We start from the raw sequence: 20957 nt of genomic DNA, 5'->3' as shown, positions 1-20957 counted from the left end.
AGACGGGCCGACGCGGCATAAAAACACAAAGAATCCTTTCCAACCCTAGGCCGCCGCCGGCAATTGCAGCCCGTAGGTCTGTTGCAGCAACTTACCAATTTCCCCGATCGTGGGCTGGTGGTTCTGCGGCCCGCGCGAAGCAATCTTGATGGCGCCCATGACATTGGCCAGCTTGCAACTGTCCAGCCAGCTCCAGCCGCGGGTCAGACCGTGCAGAAGGCCGGCGCGATGGGCGTCGCCGCAACCGGTCGGGTCGACCACCGCCTCGGCCCGGACCGGGGCAATGGCGTGTTCCGCCCCCTCTGTCCACAGGCTGGCGCCTTCGGCCCCGCGCGTGACGACCACGGCGCGCAGTTCGCGCGCCAACTCGGCAATGGTCTTGCCGGTGCGCTGCTCGACGACGCTGGCTTCGTAATCGTTCACGGTCAGGGCCTGTGCCAGGCTTAGCATGCGCTGCAGATCGGCGCCATCGAACAGGGGCATGGCCTGGCCCAGGTCGAAGATGAACGGTATGCCCGCGGCATTCAGGCGTTGGGCATGGGCGAACATGCCTTCCTTGGCGTCAGGCGCCACGATGGCCCATTGCGCACGGGCGCCAGTGAGGTCGTTCTCGGCCGAATGCGACATCGCGCCCGGATGGAAAGCGGCAATCTGGTTGTCCTCCAGATCGGTGGTAATGAAGCACTGCGCGGTGAAGGTCTGGGGAATGACCTTGACGTAACGGATGTCGATACCCAGTCCGGACAGACGTTCCAGGTAGCCCGTGGCGTCCTCGCCCACGGTCGCGACCGGAACGGGATCGCCCCCCAGCAGCTTCAGGTTGTAGGCGATGTTGCCGGAACATCCGCCGAACTCCTTGCGCATCGATGGCGTCAAGAAAGAAACGCTGAGCGAATGGATGCGGTCAGGCAGGATGTGTTCCTTGAAGCGGCCCTCGAACACCGCGATGGTGTCGAATGCCATGGAACCGCACACCAGAACCGGAGCTGCCATGATAGGAAATCCTTTTATCCAGAGAGATCAGGGAAAGAACTTGTCGAGCTGATAGCCGTTCACATGCAGACCGTCGACCTGCAGCGGCACGGCCAGGTTCTGCTCGCCGCCGGCGGGGAACGGACCGCGCGTGCCCGGCGGCAGGTAGTTTTCGGGCAGCAACACCTTGCGCACCACGACCGTATCGGAAAGATCGGTCAATTGGAGAACCAGCGCGGGCCAGGGCTGCGGCTTGTCGTAACGGTTGCGCAGGGTGACGCGCAGCGTCAGCCGCATGCCGGCGTCGTCCGCCACCGTACCGCTTTGCGGCTGCAGCGAAGACGCCGTGATGGAAATGCGCTCCAGGCGCCGTGCATAGCCGACCTGGCAACCCAGCGGCGCGCAGGCGGCTTCCAGGGCCGGCCGCAACGCCGGGACGGCGGTCGCAATGGCGGTGCGATAGATGTAGATGCACTGCAGGCCAAGCACGACCAGGCCGAGCAGGCAGCCGGCAATCCACAGGCGAGAAATCAGCGTGCGCCGGCGCTGCACCTCTTCATCCATGAAGACGGGAGGCGCCATGCCGGCATCGGTCAGGTCGTCGTAGCGGGTGCGGGCTTCGCCGGGAACGGGAATGAAGCCGAGGTCGTCGTCCTCGGCGATGTCGCGATCCGCGTAGAGGCGGAAGCGGTCTTCCCGCGGCACAGCCATATCGGATACCGGCGGCCCGGCCACGTCGAGTCCATCGTCATCGCGGGGATCGGCAGCATAGGGTTCGCGATGGCCAATGACATGGCCTTCATCGTCCACATCCATCGGGAACGACGGAGCAGGCGGCAAAAATACCGGTTCGCGAGGCTCGGATACGGCACGGCGGCGGTCGTCGCGACCGCGCAGCACGGCCGGTGGGAGCGCGGCACCCTCCGGCACGGCGTATGACTGCGCCGGTTGATGCCGCGGCGGCGCGTAGGGCCGTGGCGAGACATGGAACGGCGCCGGGGAATGTTGCGATGGCCGCGCCGCTGCCATGGGCGGCTGCACGGGTTCTGCCTGCGCCGGCGACCGCGGCGACGCAGGCGGCGACTGTACAGACGGCACAGGTGGATATGCCGGCGGCGTGGATGGCGCCGGCGGATATGCCGGCGGCTGCGTCGGCACCTGGACCGACAGCACGGGGGATGTCTCGGATTGCTGCCACGCGGACACGTCCGGGCCCGCGGCGGCCTTTGGCGCAGCGGACGGCGCGGAAGAATCCGCCATGACGCAGGCATGGCCATCGAACACCCGCGAGCAGACCCCGCAACGAACCAGGCCGTTGCGCACCCGCAACTGGTCGGCCACCACCTTGAAGGCGGTACCGCAATGCGGGCAGCGTGTGGTCATGGCCATGTGCGCCACCTTCCCGTGCGGGCCCTCAGGCCCTGCGTCCATGCAGGCAGACCCAGCCATCGCGTTCGCGCCAGACCGACATGGGAAGCCACTGCGCATAGACGGCGCAGACTTCCTCGGCCTGGCGTGCCAGCACGCCGGACAGGACCAGCGAACCGCCCGGCGCGACGCGCCCGCACAGCATCGGCGCGAGCACTTTCAGGGGATTCGACAGGATGTTGGCCACGACGACATCGCTGGCGCCTTCTTCCAATTCATCGGGCAGCATGGCCAGGAGTTCGACATTGTTCACCCGCGCATTGTCACGCGTGGCGATCACGGCCTGTTCGTCGATATCGACCGCCCAGGTACGACCGGCGCCCAGCTTGCGGGCCGCGATGGCCAGGATGCCCGAGCCGCAGCCGTAGTCCAGCACTGTCGCCCCGGGCACCATTTGCGCCTCCAGCCACGCCAGGCAGAGGTGCGTCGTCGGATGGCTGCCGGTCCCGAACGCCAGGCCCGGATCCAGCTCGATATGGATGCCGCCGGCCGCGTGCTCGGGCCTGCCGAGACCGGGAACGCCGGGGTCGTCCCGATGCCAGCTGGGAACAATCCAGATGCGTTCGGCGATATGGATTGGGCCGAACTGCTGCTGCGTCAGCCGCACCCAGTCCGCATCCGGAACGTCGCGCAACGACCACTCGGCCAGCACGGCGGCATAGTCGGCGCCCAGTTCGGCGCCGACGCCCTCGATGATCTGCGCGGGATCCGCGCCGTCGGGCAACAGCGCCACCACGCGGTTACGTTCCCACGCCTGCACGGACGGCTCGGTGCCGGGCTCGCCGAAAAGCGGCTGCTCGGCGTCGGTGTCGCGGTCGGCATCTTCCACCGACACCGACAGGACACCGGCTTCCAGCAGCGCATCGGACAAGGCCTCGGCCTGCGCCTCGGAGGAGTGGAGCACGAGCTCACGCATGAAAACGATCTTCCGTCTGAGTATCCAGGGACTGCCGACCGGCCCCGCCCGCGCGGTGGCGCGGGCGGTCCGCATCCACGAGCCGCCGGCAGCGCGGGGCGGGCGTCCAATGTTTGATATTGTACGTTCGCCCCGGACGACTCAGGGACGCTGCGCCAACCGCTGCTCCAGGTAATGGATACTGGTGCCGCCCTCGATGAAACGGGCATCCTGCAACAATTCGCGATGCAGGGGAATATTGGTGGAAATGCCCTCCACCACCATTTCGGACAGCGCGATCCGCATGCGCGCCAGCGATTGCTCGCGCGTATCGCCATAGGTGATGACCTTGGCGATCATGGAATCATAGTTGGGCGGCACGAAGTAGCCATTGAAGGCATGCGAATCGATCCGCACGCCGGGGCCGCCGGGCGTATGCCAGTTGGTGATCCGCCCCGGACTGGGCACGAAGCGGAAGGGGTCTTCGGCATTGATGCGGCACTCGATGGCGTGGCCTTTCAGCACCACGTCGCGCTGGCGCAGCGTGAATTTCTCGCCGGCGGCGATGCGGATCTGCTGCTGGACCAGGTCGATGCCGGTGATCAGCTCGGTCACCGGGTGTTCCACCTGGATCCGCGTGTTCATTTCGATGAAATAGAACTCGCCGTTTTCATACAGGAACTCGAAGGTCCCCGCGCCGCGATAGCCGATCTTGCGGCAGGCGTCGGCGCAGCGGTCGCCGATACGCTCGATCAGGCGCCGCGCGATGCCGGGCGCCGGGGCTTCCTCGATCACCTTCTGGTGGCGGCGCTGCATGGAGCAATCCCGCTCGCCCAGCCAGATCGCGTTGCGGCCGCCGTCGGCCAATACCTGGATCTCGATATGGCGCGGGTTCTCGAGGAACTTCTCCATATAGACTTCAGGATTGTTGAAGGCGGCCCCCGCTTCGGAGCGCGTCATGGTCACGGCATTGATCAGCGCGGCTTCGGTATAGACGACCCGCATGCCGCGACCGCCGCCGCCGCCCGCCGCCTTGATGATCACCGGGTAGCCGACCTCGCGCGCGGTCCGCAGGATTTCCTGCGGATTGTCCGGCAAGGCGCCTTCCGAGCCCGGCACGACGGGCACGCCGGCTTCGATCATGGCGCGCTTGGCGCTGACCTTGTCGCCCATCAGGCGGATGGAATCGGGCCGCGGCCCGATGAAGACGAAGCCGCTTTTTTCGACGCGTTCGGCGAAATCGGCGTTCTCCGACAGGAAGCCGTAACCCGGGTGGATGGCCTCCGCGTCGGTCACCTCGGCCGCGGAGATGATGGCCGGCATGTTCAGATAGCTTTCGCGCGAGGGCGGCGGCCCGATACACACCGACTCGTCAGCCAGGCGGACGTACTTGGCGTCGCGGTCGGCTTCGGAATGGACAACCACGGTCTTGATGCCCAGCTCGCGACAGGCGCGCTGTATGCGCAGGGCAATCTCGCCGCGGTTGGCGATCAGTATTTTTTCGAACATGGGAGGAATCAGCCGATGACGAACAGGGGTTGGCCGTATTCGACGGGCTCGCCGTTTTCGACCAGGATTTCCTTGATCACGCCGGACTTGTCGGCTTCGATCTCATTGAGCAGCTTCATGGCCTCGATGATGCACAGCGGATCGCCTTCCTTGACGCTGCTGCCGACTTCGACGAAAGGCGACGCGCCGGGATTGGGCGAACGATAGAACGTGCCGACCATGGGGGCCTTGACCACGTGGCCCTGGATCGCGGGCGCGGCGGCGGCGGCAGGTGCCGCGGCCGCAGCGGCGACCGGCGCGGCGGGCGCCGCCGGCATGGCCTCCGGCTGATGGTAGGCAACCGGCTGCACCGTCTGCGAGAACTTGACGATGCGGACCTTGCCTTCGCCCTCGGTGATTTCGAGCTCGGCAATGCCGGACTCCGCCACCAGGTCGATCAGGGTCTTGAGTTTTCGGAGATCCATAGAAGTGCTTCCCGGAATGTTGACGACGGGCGGCCATGCTGCCGCGCCGTATTGGAGTTTTGCTTTGTTGGAGACAGGAAAAACCGCTGGAACGAAGTCAATGGCGCGCAGCGTAGCGAACCGCGGCTTCGTAGCCGTCGGGCCCGAGGCCCGAGATCAGCCCCACCGCCAGGTCGGACAGGTAGGAGTGGTGCCTGAAAGGCTCGCGCTTATATAAATTGGACAAATGTACTTCAATAAAAGGGATGGATACGGCGGCCAGGGCGTCGCGCACCGCCACGCTGGTATGCGTGTACGCCGCCGCGTTGATCACGATGAAGTCCGTGCCGTCATCGCGCGCGGCCTGGATGCGTTCGACCAGGGCGCCCTCGTGATTGCTTTGCCAGGCCGTCAACGAAACCCCGAGGTCCGCGGCCAGCGCGGCCAGCCCGTCATTGATCTGCCCCAGCGTGAGGCTGCCGTAGATACCCGGCTCGCGAGTACCCAGCAGGTTCAGATTGGGGCCGTGCAAGACCAATATGCGTTGCGCCATCGCTGCCAGAATGGAAGACCGGCGCTGGCGACGCCGTAGCGTCGCCGGACCGCCTGCCGGATGAATCGGGAACGGGCGGCCATGGCCGCCCATCCTGGTCCCGCGATCGTGACCGCCCGGTTACGCCGGAAGGCTTTTGACGCGAAAACCGCGAATAACCCCGCTTTTTACGACAATTTCGCGCATTTGTCTATTGCGGTTACGCCGCCACTTCCGTCAACCATTTATCCAGGCCAACCGAATCCACGGGCCCTAATATCTGCTTCGTAATGCGGCCATCTGCAGCCAAAATGACGGTAAAAGGCAGGCCGCCTGGGGCGTTACCCAGGCGGCGCATCAAGTCGATACTACCGGCGCCGGCCACCAGAAGCGTATAAGAGACCGGCAACTTCGCGACAAATTTGGCGACGTTCGCCGAAGAATCGACCGCGAGCCCAAGAAACTGCACGCCGCGATGCCGGTCATGGAGCGCATCGAGCTCGGGCATTTCCTTGACGCAGGGCGGGCACCAGGTCGCCCAGAAATTGACCAGCATGGGCTTGCCTTTCCACTGCGCCAAGGGCTGGGGCCGGCCCTGCAAGTCGGGAAAGGTCTGCGTCAACAGGCCCGCGACCGCATCGGAGGAAGAAGCGGCGCGCGCCCGCGCGGGGCCTATGCCGGCCGCGCCGCCAAGCGCCATCAGGGATCGGAGCAAAGTACGTCGTTTCATCGTGTCATCTTACCGTTGGCAGGGCGCGGGTTGGCATTCACTCCAGCATCTACAATGCCGGCAGGAGAAAACACCGTATGCATCTGCACATTCTAGGCATCTGCGGCACGTTCATGGGGGGCCTGGCGCTGATCGCCCGGGCTGGGGGGCATCGCGTCACCGGTTGCGACACCGGCGTATACCCCCCGATGAGCACGCAGTTGGCCGAACAGGGGATCGAACTGATAGAAGGATACGGCGCCGAGCAAATGGCCCTGCGTCCTGACCTGTATGTCGTGGGCAATGTGGTAACCCGCGGCAACCCCCTGATGGAAGCCATCCTGGACGCGGGCGCGCCGTACGTCTCCGGCCCGCAGTGGCTGGGAGACCATGTGCTGGCCGGCCAGCACGTGCTCGCCGTGGCGGGCACGCACGGCAAGACCACCACCAGCGCCATGCTGGCATGGATCCTGGAACACGCCGGGCTGCGGCCGAACTTCCTGGTGGGGGGCGTGGCTCAGGATTTCCAGGTTTCCGCCCGCTTCGACGCCAGCCGCAAGTTCTTCGTGATCGAAGCCGACGAATACGATACGGCCTTCTTCGACAAGCGCTCGAAGTTCGTCCATTACCGCCCGCGCACCGCCATCCTGAACAACCTGGAATACGACCACGCCGACATCTTCCCCGATCTGGCGGCGATCGAAACGCAATTCCATCACCTCGTCCGCACTATCCCCCGCAGCGGCCGCGTCGTGCTGCCCACGCGTTCCGAGGCGCTCGATCGTGTCCTGGCACAGGGGTGCTGGTCGGAAACCACCCGGTTCGGCGAAGATGGCGACTGGCAGGCCGGCGCCCCCGATGCGGAAGGCGCGTTCCCCGTGCGCCGGCAGGGCAGCGAGATCGGTACCGTCCGCTGGAGCCTGCTGGGCGAACACAACCGCATGAACGCGCTTGCCGCCATCGCCGCCGCCGAGCACGCCGGCGTTGCCCCGGCCACGGCCGTGCAGGCGCTGTCGGCATTCGCCGGAGTGAAGCGCCGCATGGAGTTGCGCGGCACGGTGCGCGGCGTCGCGGTCTACGACGATTTCGCCCACCACCCTACCGCCGTCGAAACCACCCTGGCGGGACTGCGGCGCCGTGTCGGCAATGCGCGCATCCTGGCCGTGCTGGAGCCGCGATCCAATACCATGAAGCTCGGCACGATGGCCGAGCGCCTGCCCAAGGCGCTGCGGGATGCCGACCTGGTGTTCTGCTTCGGCGCCCATACGGGCAAGCACGCGCTGGGCTGGAATCCGGCACAGGTGCTGGCGCCGCTGGGCGGACGCGCCACCGCTTACGACGACCTGCAGGCGATGGTCGCCGCCATCGTCCGTGCCGCGCGCCCGGGCGACCACGTGCTGGTCATGAGCAACGGCGGTTTCGGCGGCATCCATGGCAAGCTGCTCGACGCGCTGGCTGCCTCCACGGCGGTGGAGCACCCATGATTCTTTATTTGCACGGATTCCGTTCATCGCCGGCGTCGTTCAAGGCGCGGCTGCTGGCCGACGAGATGGAACGGCGCGGCTTATCGGCGGACTGGCGCTGCCCGCAGCTGCCGCCCAGCCCGGCCGAGGCGGCGCGCCTGGCCATGTCGCTGGCCCGCGGGCAACTGGACGAACTGGCCCGCCGCGGCCTGCCATCGCCCCGCGGCCTGACGGTGATCGGGTCTTCGCTGGGCGGCTACTATGCCACCTGGCTGGCGGAACAGCTGGACTGCAAGGCGGTACTACTGAACCCGGCGGTGCACGCGCCGCGCGATCTCGCCACGCAGGTGGGCCACCAGAGTATGTATCATTCGGGCGCGCCGTTCGAATTCCGCGCCAGCTACGTCGACGAACTGGCCGCCCTGAAGGTGGAACGGCCGACATATCCGGAGCGCTATTTCCTGATTGCCGCCACGGGCGACGAAGTGCTCGACTGGCGTGAAATGCGGGACTGGTATGCGGGCTGCAGGCAGCGCATCGTCGAAGGTAGCGACCACGGCCTGTCCGACTTCGCGGCCTGGATGCCGGAAGTGCTTGGATTCGCCCTGGACGCCCCTTCGGTACCGACAGGCCCTAACCAATAACTAATCAAGCAGGATCGGGCGCGGGCGGCGCAGCCGCGCAGCGCCCCAGATGGACCTCGCCATGCACGTGTTTTACGAAGACGACGGCCAGTTCAAGGCCGGACATATCCTTTCCGAAGCGGACGCCAGCCTGCAGGTAGAGTCCGAATCGGGCAAGCGCAGCAAGATCAAGCGGGCCAACGCGATCTTCACCTTCGCCGCGCCCGAGCCGGCGGAACTGTTGCGCCAGGCGGAAGCGGCCGCGGAAGATATCGACCTGCAGTTCCTGTGGGAATGCGCGCCGCAGGAAGAATTCGATTCGCCCGCCCTGGCGGCCGACTATTACGGCCACGCACCCTCGCCGACGGAGCAGGCGGCGCTGCTGCTGCGCCTGCATAGTGCGCCGGCGTATTTCCACCGACGCGGCAAGGGTCGCTATCGCCCGGCGCCGCCCGACATCCTGGCCGCGGCGCTGGCCGCCATCGAGAAAAAGGCGCAGCAGGCCGCCCGCCAGCAGCAATGGGTGGAAGAAATGGTGGCCGGCCGGCTGCCGGAGGAAATCGCGGCCATGGCCGAAACGCTGGTCGTGCGTCCCGACAAGAACACGATGCAGTGGAAGGCGCTGGAAAGCGCCTGCTCGCGGCTGCACAAAAGCCCGGACCGCCTGCTGCTGGAACTGGGCGCCTTCCCGCACGCGCTGGCCTTGCACAAGCACCGTTTCCTGGCCCAGTACTTTCCCCGCGGCACGGGCTTTCCGGAGGTCGCGATCCCCATGCCGGACCGCGAGCTGCCGCTGGCGGATGCCGAGATCTATTCCGTGGACGACGTCACGACGACCGAGATCGACGACGCCCTGTCGGTGTCCGTCCTGCCGGACGGGAAGGTGCGCGCCGGCATCCACGTCGCGGCGCCCGGACTGGCCGTCACGCGCGGCAGCGAACTGGACAAGCTGGCGCGAGCCCGGCTGTCCACCGTCTATATGCCCGGCGACAAGATACCCATGCAGCCGGACGCGGTCATCCGGGCGTTTTCGCTCGACGCCGGCCGCGAAGTGCCGGCCTTGTCGCTGTATGTGACCGCGGACCCGGACACCGGCGAGATCCTCGCGTCCGAAAGCCGGATCGAGCGCATCGTGGTGAAAGAAAACCTGCGGCACAACCAGCTGGACGAGACGGTCACCGAAGCCGCACTGGACGACCCGCAGGCGCCCCTGCCCTATGCCGAATGGCTGCGTCCGCTGTGGCGGCTGGCACGCTCCCTGTCCGCCAAACGCGACGAAATACGCGGCAAGCCCGAAAACAACAGCCGCGTCGAATACAGCTATTACGTGGACGGCAACCCCGACGATCCCGACACCCCGGTACGGCTGGTACCGCGCAAGCGCAACGCGCCGCTGGACCGCATGGTGGCCGAATACATGATCCTGGCCAACAACTTGTGGGGCGGCCTGCTGGCGCAGCACGGCGTACCGGGCATCTACCGCTCGCAGCAGGCCGGCCGCGTGCGGATGAGTACGCAGCCCCTGCCGCACGAGGCCATCGGCGTGCCGCAATACGCCTGGAGCACCTCGCCGCTGCGCCGCTACGTCGACCTGGTGAACCAGTGGCAGCTGATCGCCGCCGTCGACAACGGCGTGTCGGCACGCCTGGTCGCGCCCTTCAAGCCGCGCGACGCGGACCTGTTCGCCATCATCGGCGCCTTCGATGCCCAGTACGCCGCGTGGGGAGACTTCCAGAACACCATGGAACGATACTGGTGCCTGCGCTGGCTGGCGCAGCAAGGGATCGCGCGCACCACGGCCAGCGTGCTGCGCGACGACCTGGTGCGGCTCAATAACGCGCCGCTGGTGACGCGCGTGGGCGGCCTTCCCGCGCTGGCGCGCGGCACGCAAGTGGAGATCGACCTGCTGGATCGCGACGAACTGACGCTGGAAGTGGAATGCCGCTTTGTCGGCGAACTGACGGCCGCGGCGTCCGACCAAGGCGAAGCCGAAACCGAATAGCGCAGCACGGCGATCGCCTCTGTGGCCGGGCCGGATGCGGGAGGAAGACACCATGCGGATACTGCTGGTCGAAGACAATGCAGACCTGGGCGACGCCATCGAAAGCAAGCTGCGCGCGTCCGGCCACAGCGTGGAATGGGTGCGTGACGGCGAAAGCGCCCTGCGATGGAGCCGCCACGAGGAATGGGATGCCCTGGTTCTGGACATCATGCTGCCGGGCAAGAGCGGCTTCGACGTTATCCGCGAACTGCGCGCGTCGGGCACGGACGCCCCGGTCCTGGTGGTGACCGCGCGCGCGGAGATCGAGGATAAGATCGATATGCTGGACCTGGGCGCCGACGATTACCTGGTCAAGCCTTTCGACCTGCGCGAACTGGAAGCGCGGCTGCGCGCCCTGCTGCGCCGGCCGGCGGGCCGCACCACCAGCGTCGCGGTACACGGCAACCTGACCCTGGACGTGGCCGGGCGCACGGCGCACATTGCCGGCGTGCCGGTCACCCTGGGACGACGCGAGTTCCGCCTGCTGGAGATCCTGCTCGATCGCATGGGCAGCACCGTCGCCAAGGAAAGATTGATGAGCCAGCTGTTCGACCTGGAGGACGTCCTGCCCAATGCGCTCGAGCTCCTGGTTTCGCGCCTGCGCCGCAAGATCGCCGACGCAACCGTCGACATCGTGACCGTGCGCGGCGTCGGCTACCAGGCACGCCTGCACGAACCCTCGTAGGCCCCCGATGAGCATAGGCGCGGCATCTTCCATACGCGGACGCGTATTCGCCCTGGGCTGCCTGCTGCTGGTCTGCGCCTCCGTCGCAGTCAGCCTGTTCCTGCGCGATTACGCGCACCGCGCCGCGGATCGCGCCTTCGACCGCCTGCTCGCGGCCTCGGCGCTGACCATCGCGGGCTCGGTGCAGATCGACGAAAACGACGTCGTCGCGGAACCGCCGTTTTCCTCGCTGGCCATGCTGTCGGGCAACGACCGCGTTTTCTACAGCGTGCTCAATGCCGCCGGCAAACCGATCACGGGTTACGACGACCTTGCCCCCGGGCTGCCGCTGGCGCAGTCGGCGGCACCGGTGTTTTCGGATGCCGCCTACCACGACGAACCGATACGCATCGCCACCGTGGGGCGTTTGATCTCCGCCGGCCGCCACGCCGGCTGGGTCACCATCCGGGTAGCCGAGACGCGCGACTCGCGCGAGGCGCTGGCGGCGGAGATCCTGAACCGCAGCGCCCTCCCCCTGCTGGTCGTGGTACCGGTGGCGCTGGCGCTGCTGTGGTTCGGCATCCAGCGTGCCTTCGCGCCGCTGGTATTGATCGAACGTTCGCTGCGCGCCCGCGCGCCGGACGACCTGACGCCGCTCGACGCCCCCGTGCCGCGCGAGGTCAAGGGGCTGGCCGAGGCGCTGAACGGCTTTATGCGCCGCCTGGGCGGCATTATGTCTTCCTTGAACAATCTGGTTGCCGATGCGGCGCATCAGGTGCGCACTCCGCTGGCATCGCTGCGCGCACAGGCGGAGGTCGCCATGGACGAAACGGACCCGGACCGCCTGCGCGCCCGGGTCGCCCGCATCCACCAGAACGCCACGCACGCCAGCCAGCTGATCAACCAGTTGCTGATGGATGCCACCATCACCCATCGGCTCGGCATGCGCGGACATGCGTCCGTGGGCATCGCCGAAACCGTCAACGAAACGCGCCGCCGCATCGGCCCCCTGGACGCGCAGCGCCTGCGCATCGCCATCGCGCCGGAAGTGCGACGGGCGCGCGTGGTGGGCGACCGGGTGGCGATGCGCGAAATGCTGCGCAATCTGGTGGACAACGCCTTGCGCTACGCGCCGGAGGGGCCGGTAGAGATTCAGGCCACGCCGGTGGCGGGCTACCGCGTCGCATTGACGGTGAACGACTGCGGCCCCGGTATCGCCGATGACGAGAAGGAAGCCGTGCAGCAGCGGTTCGCGCGCGGCAGCACCGGCGAAGGCACGCCGGGATCGGGATTGGGCCTGTCCATCGCCAGGACGGTGGCCGAGGCGCACGGCGGCGCCCTGTGGCTGCAGGACCGGCCGGGCGGGGGGCTGTCGGCGCGCGTGATCCTGCCGCGAGCCCGGCCGGTATACCCACGCGTTTTGCTGGCAGTGGCGGCAGTCATGGCGGGCTTGTTGGCCTGGACGCCGGCGCCGGTGCGCGCGGCGACGTGGGAGAAGGCGGTAGCGCAGGCGGCAGGGGGGCAAACCTCGGCGCAAACCTCGACACAAACGCCGGCGCAATCGCAGTCCCAGTCTCAACCCCAGCCGCAAGCGGAAGGACAGCCACGGCCGCCGGCCGCGCAGCCCGCGGGCGCGTCCGCGCCGCTGACGATCACCCGCTTCCTCGCCCCGCAGCCGTCGGACCGCGTGCTGGTGATCGCCGGCACGACCGACACGCCGGCCGCCGCGCCGCTGATCGTCGCCTTCCAGGCCATGCAGCCCGACGTGACGGTGGAGTATCGCGAGATGGGCAGCCGCGAACTGTACGAGGCCACGGTGGCCGGCCGGTTGAAGGACGCCGACGTCCTGATCAGTTCGGCGGCGGATCTGCAGATCCGCCTGGCCAATGACGGCTACGCCATGCGCTACGACGCCCCCGGCGCAGACCGCCTGCCCTCGTGGGCCGTCTGGCGCGACGAGGTGTTCGGCTTCGCCTTCGAGCCCGCGGTGATCGCCTACAACCCACGCCGTTTTACCGAAGCGACTGTGCCCCGTTCGCGGCAGGAATTGCTCCGCCTGCTGGAGACGGATCGCGCGACATTGCATGGCCGCGTCGGCACCTATGACATCGGCCGCAGCAGCGTCGGACAGCTGCTGGCGGAAGAGGACGAGCAGGTGTCGTCCAACTTCTGGGGCCTGACCAATGCGCTGGGCCAGGTCGGCGTACGCCTGAGCGCCACCACGGCCGACATCCTGAACGCCATCGAAAACGATGAGCTGGATATCGGCTACAACGTCCTGGGATCCTATGCATTGGCCCGGCGGGCGGCGGGACGAAGGATAGGCGTGATCTTCCCGCAGGATTACGTCCTGGTGCTGCCGCGTTCCGCACTTATCGCGCGCCATGCGCCCCATCCCGCGCTGGGGCGCGCGCTCATCGACTGGCTGCTTTCACCGGCGGGACAGACGGAGATCTCGAACGTCAGCGGCCTGGGGCCCATGGCCGACGACAGCGGCACGGGATGGAGCACGGGCACGGCCCTGATGGGTTCCCAGGCCATCGTGCAGCCCGTGGTGCTCGGCCCCGCGCTTCTGGTAGGCCTGGACCGCCAGCGCCACGCGCGTTTCGTGCAGAACTGGACCCGTCTGGTCACCGACACGCCGGCGGTGGGCAAGCCCGCCGGTCCTTAGCGGGACGATCCTGCCGGCGCGGGCCGTTCTTCGGCGGGCGAGTTTCCGCGGACGGGCCCCAGGCACGCGTCCGCCGGCGCGTCTGCGGCCGTGGCGGACCTCTGCTCCATGACAGGACGGCGACAGTATGCGGCCACTAAGATGCGCTCACGCTGGCGCCCGTCCAGCTTCACGATACCAACTGGAGAAGACAATCATGTTCGTCCCGTCACGCCTGGCGGTGGCCTGCGCCGCCGCTTTTTCCCTGACTGCCGCGAACGCGCTGGCCCAGGCGCCCGCCGGCTATCCGTCGGATTACCAGAAGATCATCGACGGCGCCAAGAAAGAAGGCACGGTGATCATCTATTCGACGACGGACACCAAAACCGCCGACCCCATCATCAAGGGCTTCGAAGCCGCCTATCCGGGCGTCAAGGTCGAATACAACGACATGAACAGCACGGAGCTCTATAACCGCTACATCAGCGAACAGGCTTCCGGCGGCGCCAGCGGCGACGTGGTGTGGAGTTCGTCGATGGATTCCGCCCTGCAGCTGGCCAAGGATTACGCGCTGCGCTACAAGTCGCCGGAAGGCGCCAAGCTGCCCGCCTGGGCGGTGTGGAAGGATGCCGCCTACGGCACGACCTACGAGCCGGCGGTGTTCATCTACAACAAGCGCCTGGTCCCGCAAGCGGACGTGCCCAAGACGCACGGCGAGCTGGCCAAGCTGGTGGCCGCGCAAACGGACAAGTACAAGAACAAGGTCACGACCTACGACATCGAGAAGTCCGCGGTGGGCTTCATGCTGGCCGTGCAGGACAAGATGAACGATCCGCACTACTTCGATACCTTGCGCGATACCGCCAAGGGCGGCCTGGTGGTGCAATCGTCCACCGGCACGATGATGGAACGCGTTTCGTCCGGCGAGAACCTGATCGGCTACAACATCCTGGGATCGTACGCCGAAGCACGCGCCCGCAAGGACGCTTCGCTCGGCATCGTCTACCCGACCGACTACACGCTGGTGCTGTCGCGCGTGGCCTTCATCAGCAAGAAGTCCAAGCATCGCAACGCGGCCAAGCTGTGGCTGGATTACCTGCTGTCGCAGAAGGGCCAGGACCTGATCGCCAATAAGGCCGATATGGCGTCGATCCGCGACGACATCCCGGGCGACAACGACGTCGACGGCCTGACCAAGAAACTGGGCAAGTCGCTCAAGCCCATCCCCGTCAACGAAACGCTGCTGGACTACCTGCAGCAGAAGAAGCGCCTGGAATTCATCAACGACTGGCGCAAGGCCGCGGGCAAGTAAGCCCGCCGGCAACCCGGGAAAAGACCGCCGCGCCGGCAGGATGAGCGGCCCATGCCATGCGGGCATGGGCCGGCCGCCGCGCGGCGCGTGCCAAGGAACGGTCGGCGCGCGGACCGATGTGGGCCGTGCGCCGGGCGGGGCGGCAACGCCAAAAGCCATGCCGCCCCGTCCTTGCCGTACCGCGGTGCACGGCGCCGGCCATCCGGCGCTTTGCGCTCGAACACCAGGAAATTTCCATGCAGACATTGCGCACCAAATGGCAGTCATTGCCGCGCGGCGTAGTGGTATTGATCACCGCCCTGGCCATTTACGTGCCGTTGTCGTTGATCGTGTACCAGAGCTTTCTTTCCGCGCCCTTCTTCTCGCCGTCGAAGGAAATCGGACTGGATGCCTTCCGCTTCATTTTCGACGACCCGGATTTCTACAAGGCGCTGGTCAGCGGCCTGATCCTTGCGTTCGGCCTGTTCATCATCGCCGTGCCGCTGGGCGGCATGCTGGCATTCCTGATGGTGCGCACCGATCTGCCGGGACGGCACTGGATCCAGCCCCTGATCCTGGTGCCGGTTTTCGTCTCGCCGATGGTGCTGGGCTTCGGCTATGTGGTGGCCGCCGGGCCGGTCGGATTCTTTTCCATCCTGGCGAAGCAGATGCTGGGGTTCGTGCCGTGGAACGTGTATTCCATGACCAGCATCGTCATCATCGCCGGCCTGACGCACGTACCGCATGCCTATCTGTACATTTCGTCCGCGCTGCGCAGCATGGGCTCGGACGTCGAGGAAGCCGCCCGGGTGACCGGCGCGTCGCCGCTGCGCGTGATGATGTCCGTCAGCCTGCCCATGGTGCGGCCGGCACTGCTCTACGCCTCCGTTCTGCTGTTCTTCCTGGGACTGGAAGTGTTCGGCCTGGTGCTGGTCCTGGGCGACCCGGAAGGCAACCTGGTGCTGGCCACCTATCTGTACAAGCTGACCAACAAGCTGGGCACGCCGTCGTACCACCTGATGGCGGCGGTGGCCGTGGTGCTGATCTGCATCACCATTCCGCTGGTGGCCTTGCAGCGACGGCTGATGCGCACGGCCAATCGCTTCGTCACGGTCAAGGGCAAGGCGTCGCGCGCGCGGCCGCTGCCCCTGGGCAAATGGCGTGGGCCGGCCAGCGCCGTCGTATGGCTGTGGCTGATCGTCACGATCTTCGTGCCGCTGGCCGGTGTCGTGCTGCGCGCCTTCGTCTCTAACTGGGGCATGGGCGTGTCGCTGCTGGACGTGCTGTCGCTGGATGCCTTCCGCTCGGTATGGGGCCAGCCAAACCTGCTGCGCGCCATCGTCAACTCGGTGGCCATCGGGGTATTCGGCGGGGCGCTCGCGGTAGTCTGCTATACCTTCATCGGCCTGGCCATGCACCGCAAGCCGGACCACGTCACGCGCTTCCTGGACTACAGCGTGCTGGTACCGCGCGCCGTACCGGGCCTGCTGGCCGGCCTGGCCTTCCTGTGGGTGTTCCTGTTCGTGCCGCTCTGGCTGGACAACTCCCTGGACGAGGGCGGGCTGCTTTCCTTCCTGCCTTATACGGACTGGCTGCGGGACAACGTGGTGGAATGGCTGCGTTCCGTGCGCAGCACGATTTTCAGCGTATGGCTGGCCTACACCGTCGTGTGGATGGCTTATGGCCTGCGGCTGATTTCATCCACGCTGCTGCAGGTCGGACCGGAACTGGAAGAAGCCGCGCGCAGCGCCGGGGCCCGCCGCGGGCAGGTGACCCGCCACGTCACCGTGCCGCTGGCCCGCTACGGGCTGATCGGCTCCTGGCTGTTGATGTTCCTGATCTTCGAGCGCGAATACTCCACCGGGGTTTACCTGCTGTCGCCCGGCACGGAAACCATCGGCTCCATGCTGGTGTCGCTGTGGGCCGCGGGCGCCATCGACATCGTGGCGGCGCTCTCCTTTATCAATATCGCGCTGGTCGTCATCGGCCTGGGCATCGCCCTGCGATTCGGAGTGAAACTTCATGATTGAACTATCCGTTGACGACCTGCACCTGGACTACGGCGACAATCCCGTCCTGAAAGGGGTATCGATGGCCCTGAAGCAGGGCGAAGTCGTATCGCTGCTGGGCCCCTCCGGCAGCGGCAAGACGACGCTGCTGCGCGCCGTCGCCGGACTGGAAGCGCCCAAGCGCGGCAAGATCGCCATCGGCGAGCGCATGGTCTATGACGGCGCCGCCCGGCGCGAAGTGCCCGCGGAAGAGCGCAACCTGGGCCTGGTGTTCCAGTCCTATGCGCTGTGGCCGCACAAGACCGTGTTCGACAACGTTGCCTATCCGCTGCAGCTGCGCCGCACCCCGGCCGCGGAAACCCGCCAGCGGGTGCAGGAGGTCCTGGACCAGCTGGGCCTGGGCCATCTGGCGCAGCGCCATCCGCATCAGCTATCCGGCGGCCAGCAGCAGCGCGTGGCCATCGGCCGCGCGCTGGTCTACAACCCGCCGGTCATCCTGCTGGACGAGCCGCTGTCCAACCTGGACGCCAAGCTGCGCGAGGAAGCCCGCGCCTTCCTGCGCGAACTGATCGTGCGCCTGGGGCTGTCGGCCCTGATGGTGACGCATGACCAGAGCGAGGCGATGGCCATCTCCGACCGCATCCTGCTGCTGAACAACGGCCGCATCGAGCAGCAAGGGACGCCCCAGGATATGTACGGCGCCCCCGCCACGCTGTTCTGCGCGGAATTCATGGGCAGCAACAACCGGCTGAACGGGCGCATCACGGAGATCCGCGACGGTCAGGCCCGGCTGGAAGGCCCGGGGTGGGCGCTGTGGGGCAAGGCTGGCGCCGGAGTACAGGCAGGCCAGGACGCGATCGGCGTCATCCGCGTGGAACAGGTGCGCCTGGGCGAAGACGCGCAGGGCAACCACCTCGACATGCGCCTGATGACGAGCATGTATCTGGGAGACCGCTGGGAATACGTCTTCCGCCCCCCGGGCGAAGAATCGGTCAGCGCCATGGCGCTGCGGGCCTACGGGCAGGAGAACCGTGCGGCGGGCGCGCACCGGCTGTCGCTGCCCGCCTCGCAGATGTGGATTTTTCCGCCCAACGCGTAGGATCGCCGCCACGGACGCCGCCGTCTCGCAAGACGACTAAAATGGGTCCGTGCACGACGATTCCGAATCCTCCCTGACGCGAGCCGCCCACTGGATGGGCGCGCCCGCGCAACACCACCTCTGGCTGGCGCTGGCGATCTCGCTGATCGTCCATGGCGCGGTCCTGGCGGTGCGCTTCGCGCCGTCCATGCCGTCGCGCCCCCCCGCGCAATCGCTGGAAATCATCCTGGTCAATGCCAAGACCGACAATGCACCCGCCAAGCCGGAGGCGCACGCCCAGGCCAATGTGGAAGGCGGCGGCGACGCGGAAAAGGGCATGGCGCAATCCCCCCTGCCGCAATCGGGGGACGCGCCGAGCGCGGTGGTGCTGGAAGCCATGCGCAAGCGGCAGGCGGCGCTGGAGGAAACCCAGCAGCGCCTGCTATCGCAGCTGCGGGCCAGTACCCAGGCCAGTGCGCCGCGCGAGTCCGGAGACCCCGTCCCCGATGCCAGCACACCCGGCCGCGAGGACCAGGACCAGGACAGCGTCCTGCAGAACGCCCAGGTCGCGGCCCTGGCCGCCCGCGTACAGGCCTATAACAAGCGCCCCCGGCGCGCCTTTGTGGCACCGACCGCGGAGGCATCGCGCTACGCGCAGTACCTGGATGCCTGGCGATCGCGCGTGGAAGCGGTCGGTACGCAGAACTACCCCGAAGAAGCGCGCGGAAAGCTCTACGGCACGTTGCGCATGACGGTCTACGTGCGGTCGGACGGCAGCGTCGCCGACGTGGAAATCGACACGCCCTCGAAATACCCCGTGCTGAACCAGGCGGCCCGCCGCATCGTCCAGCTGGCGGCGCCGTTCGCGCCATTTCCGCCGGATATCGCGCGCGATACCGACATACTGGCCATCACGCGCACCTGGAACTTCGTCAACGACACGCTGGAGACCCGGGCGCCATGACCGATCTTTCACCCGCCTCGGGCGCGGCGGCGCCGCCCCGCTATGCCGTCATCGGCAATCCCGTGGCGCACAGCCGCTCGCCGCGCATCCACGCCATGTTCGGCGAACAGACCGCCATCGCCCTGCAATACGGCCTGCTCCCGGCGCCCCTGGACGGATTCGCCCCGGCGGTGCGCGACTTCTTCGCCGGCGGCGGACGCGGACTGAACGTAACGGTGCCTTTCAAGCAGGAAGCCTGGTCGCTGGCCGCCTCCATGCTGAGCGATCGTGCCCGCCTGGCCGGCGCGGTCAACACTTTGTGGGTGCGCGACGGCATGCTGCACGGCTGCAATACCGACGGCGTGGGCCTGGTCGCCGACCTGCGCCGCCTGGGGGCGGAGCTGGCGGGCGCCCGCGTCCTGATGGCGGGCGCGGGCGGCGCCGCCCGCGGCGTGCTGCAGCCGCTGGCCGAGGCCGGCTGCGCGCGTATCCACATCGTCAATCGCACCGCCGAACGCGCCCACGCGCTGGCCGCCGAATGGCTACGCGCGACCGGCGCCGCATCGCCGACAGTCAGCGCCGGGGGCCTTCCGGAGGCGCACAAGGGCGGACCCTGGGACATCGTGATCAACGCCACCGCCAGCAGCCTGGGCGACGCGGCACCCGATCTGCCCGCCGGCCTGTACGCCGACGGCGCGCTGGCCTACGACATGATGTACGGCGCGCAACCCACGCCTTTCATGCGCCAGGCCGAGGCCGAAGGCGCCGCCGCCACGGCCGACGGCCTGGGCATGCTGGTGGGCCAGGCGGCGGAAAGCTTTTTCATCTGGCATGGCGTGCGCCCCGATGCCGAGCCCGTCCTCGCCGCGCTGCGGCGGGAGCTGGCGGCATCCGCGCCACGATAACGGCCGGCATGGCGACGCGGCGCGGGCGGACAGGCGGCATTTCATGGTTCCGGGTCATTTCGGCCGGGGTAATGCTGCTGCTGTGCGTGGCCATCCTGTACCAGTTGTGGCTATTCTGCCTGGTGGTCTGGTATGCCCACCGCAACCCCGCAAGCAGTTCCGTCATGCGCCAGGAAATGGCGCGGCTGCATAAAACCGATCCCAAGGCGCGGCTGCGCTTCGAGTGGGCCGACTACGACCGGATCAGCAATACGTTGAAGCGTGCGGTGGTCGCCTCGGAGGACGCGAACTTCATCGACCACGACGGCGTCGAATGGGACGCCATGCGCAAGGCGTGGGAGTACAACCAGGAGCAGGCCGAACAGGGCCACAGCCGCATACGCGGCGGCTCCACCATCACGCAACAGGTCGCCAAGAACCTGTTTCTTTCCGGGTCGCGCACCTATCTGCGCAAGGGGCAGGAGCTGATACTGGCCTATATGATCGAATGGGTCATGCCCAAACGGCGGATTCTGGAGATCTACCTGAATATCGCCGAATGGGGGGTGGGCGTGTTCGGCGCGGAGGCAGCCGCCAAGCATTACTACGGCACCAGCGCCGCCCGCCTGAGCTCGGCGCAGGCCGCCCGCCTGGCCGCGATGCTGCCCAATCCCCGCTACTACGACAAGCGCGGAATCACCTCGTACCTGGGACGGCGCATCGCCATCCTGCAGCGCCGCATGCCGCAGGTCGATATACCTTAGGACGTGCCGATGCGGGGCCTGCACATTCGTCAGGGCCGCGCCGGGCCACGATCATATTT

18 protein-coding genes are annotated in these 20957 nt (G+C 67.1%); 11 read left to right on the top strand and 7 right to left on the bottom strand.

Going from position 1 to position 20957, the window contains the following annotated elements; all coding sequences use genetic code 11:
• Window positions 1-45 precede the first annotated feature (45 nt).
• The 7 genes from ACO1P8_RS17040 to ACO1P8_RS17010 all read right to left on the bottom strand — a co-directional run bounded on the left by ACO1P8_RS17040 (window position 46) and on the right by ACO1P8_RS17010 (window position 6509).
• On the bottom strand, window positions 46-993 hold the full coding sequence (locus ACO1P8_RS17040) for a carbohydrate kinase family protein (protein WP_486297058.1): 948 nt from the start codon (window positions 991-993) through the stop codon (window positions 46-48).
• Between the two features lie 27 nt (window positions 994-1020).
• On the bottom strand, window positions 1021-2361 hold the full coding sequence (locus ACO1P8_RS17035; RefSeq protein WP_486297057.1) for a DUF3426 domain-containing protein: 1341 nt from the start codon (window positions 2359-2361) through the stop codon (window positions 1021-1023).
• 25 nt (window positions 2362-2386) lie between these two features.
• Complete coding sequence (gene prmA / locus ACO1P8_RS17030) at window positions 2387-3316, bottom strand: 50S ribosomal protein L11 methyltransferase (RefSeq protein ID WP_486297056.1); 930 nt, start codon at window positions 3314-3316, stop codon at window positions 2387-2389.
• A 141-nt stretch (window positions 3317-3457) separates the two neighbouring features.
• Window positions 3458-4804, bottom strand: a complete 1347-nt coding sequence (gene accC / locus ACO1P8_RS17025; RefSeq protein WP_066632233.1) for an acetyl-CoA carboxylase biotin carboxylase subunit — start codon at window positions 4802-4804, stop codon at window positions 3458-3460.
• 8 nt (window positions 4805-4812) lie between these two features.
• Window positions 4813-5268, bottom strand: coding sequence for an acetyl-CoA carboxylase biotin carboxyl carrier protein (gene accB, locus ACO1P8_RS17020; protein ID WP_486297055.1), 456 nt, complete (start codon window positions 5266-5268; stop codon window positions 4813-4815).
• Between the two features lie 97 nt (window positions 5269-5365).
• A complete protein-coding gene (aroQ, locus tag ACO1P8_RS17015; protein ID WP_094843881.1) occupies window positions 5366-5800 on the bottom strand; it encodes a type II 3-dehydroquinate dehydratase in 435 nt (144 codons plus the stop codon).
• Between the two features lie 199 nt (window positions 5801-5999).
• Window positions 6000-6509: a redoxin family protein gene (locus ACO1P8_RS17010; RefSeq protein WP_486297054.1), complete on the bottom strand. Its 510-nt coding sequence runs from the start codon at window positions 6507-6509 to the stop codon at window positions 6000-6002.
• A gap of 77 nt (window positions 6510-6586) precedes the next feature.
• Between ACO1P8_RS17010 and mpl the strand changes: the two genes are divergently transcribed.
• The 11 genes from mpl (at window position 6587) to mtgA (ending at window position 20898) form a co-directional block, all read left to right on the top strand.
• Complete coding sequence (gene mpl / locus ACO1P8_RS17005; protein ID WP_486297053.1) at window positions 6587-7972, top strand: UDP-N-acetylmuramate:L-alanyl-gamma-D-glutamyl-meso-diaminopimelate ligase; 1386 nt, start codon at window positions 6587-6589, stop codon at window positions 7970-7972.
• Window positions 7969-8595: a YqiA/YcfP family alpha/beta fold hydrolase gene (locus tag ACO1P8_RS17000; protein ID WP_486297052.1), complete on the top strand. Its 627-nt coding sequence runs from the start codon at window positions 7969-7971 to the stop codon at window positions 8593-8595. Before mpl ends, ACO1P8_RS17000 begins: the two co-directional genes overlap by 4 nt.
• A 61-nt stretch (window positions 8596-8656) precedes the next feature.
• Window positions 8657-10576 (top strand): ribonuclease catalytic domain-containing protein, encoded by a 1920-nt coding sequence (locus tag ACO1P8_RS16995; protein ID WP_486297051.1) that lies wholly within the window; start codon window positions 8657-8659, stop codon window positions 10574-10576.
• 52 nt (window positions 10577-10628) lie between these two features.
• Window positions 10629-11300 carry a response regulator transcription factor gene (locus ACO1P8_RS16990; RefSeq protein ID WP_486297050.1) on the top strand — a complete coding sequence of 224 codons (672 nt, stop codon included), beginning with the start codon at window positions 10629-10631 and terminating at the stop codon, window positions 11298-11300.
• Window positions 11301-11307: 7 nt separating this feature from the next.
• The gene (locus ACO1P8_RS16985) at window positions 11308-13950 is read left to right on the top strand and encodes a sensor histidine kinase (RefSeq protein ID WP_486297049.1); all 2643 of its coding nucleotides are present in this window, start codon (window positions 11308-11310) and stop codon (window positions 13948-13950) included.
• Between the two features lie 196 nt (window positions 13951-14146).
• Window positions 14147-15241, top strand: coding sequence for an ABC transporter substrate-binding protein (locus ACO1P8_RS16980; protein WP_486297048.1), 1095 nt, complete (start codon window positions 14147-14149; stop codon window positions 15239-15241).
• Window positions 15242-15477: 236 nt separating this feature from the next.
• On the top strand, window positions 15478-17250 hold the full coding sequence (locus ACO1P8_RS16975; protein ID WP_486297047.1) for an ABC transporter permease: 1773 nt from the start codon (window positions 15478-15480) through the stop codon (window positions 17248-17250).
• Complete coding sequence (locus ACO1P8_RS16970) at window positions 17243-18328, top strand: ABC transporter ATP-binding protein (protein ID WP_486297046.1); 1086 nt, start codon at window positions 17243-17245, stop codon at window positions 18326-18328. Before ACO1P8_RS16975 ends, ACO1P8_RS16970 begins: the two co-directional genes overlap by 8 nt.
• A 94-nt stretch (window positions 18329-18422) precedes the next feature.
• A complete protein-coding gene (locus tag ACO1P8_RS16965; protein ID WP_486297089.1) occupies window positions 18423-19271 on the top strand; it encodes a TonB family protein in 849 nt (282 codons plus the stop codon).
• A complete protein-coding gene (gene aroE / locus ACO1P8_RS16960; protein WP_486297045.1) occupies window positions 19268-20155 on the top strand; it encodes a shikimate dehydrogenase in 888 nt (295 codons plus the stop codon). Before ACO1P8_RS16965 ends, aroE begins: the two co-directional genes overlap by 4 nt.
• Before the next feature lie 8 nt (window positions 20156-20163).
• Entirely contained in the window at window positions 20164-20898 is a 735-nt protein-coding gene (gene mtgA, locus ACO1P8_RS16955; protein ID WP_486297044.1) for a monofunctional biosynthetic peptidoglycan transglycosylase, read from the top strand.
• Window positions 20899-20957: the final 59 nt, after the last annotated feature.

This window comes from Bordetella sp., assembly GCF_057362025.1.
The sequence above is the reverse complement of the archived record's forward strand: the minus strand, read 5'-3'. Positions and strand labels throughout refer to the sequence as shown.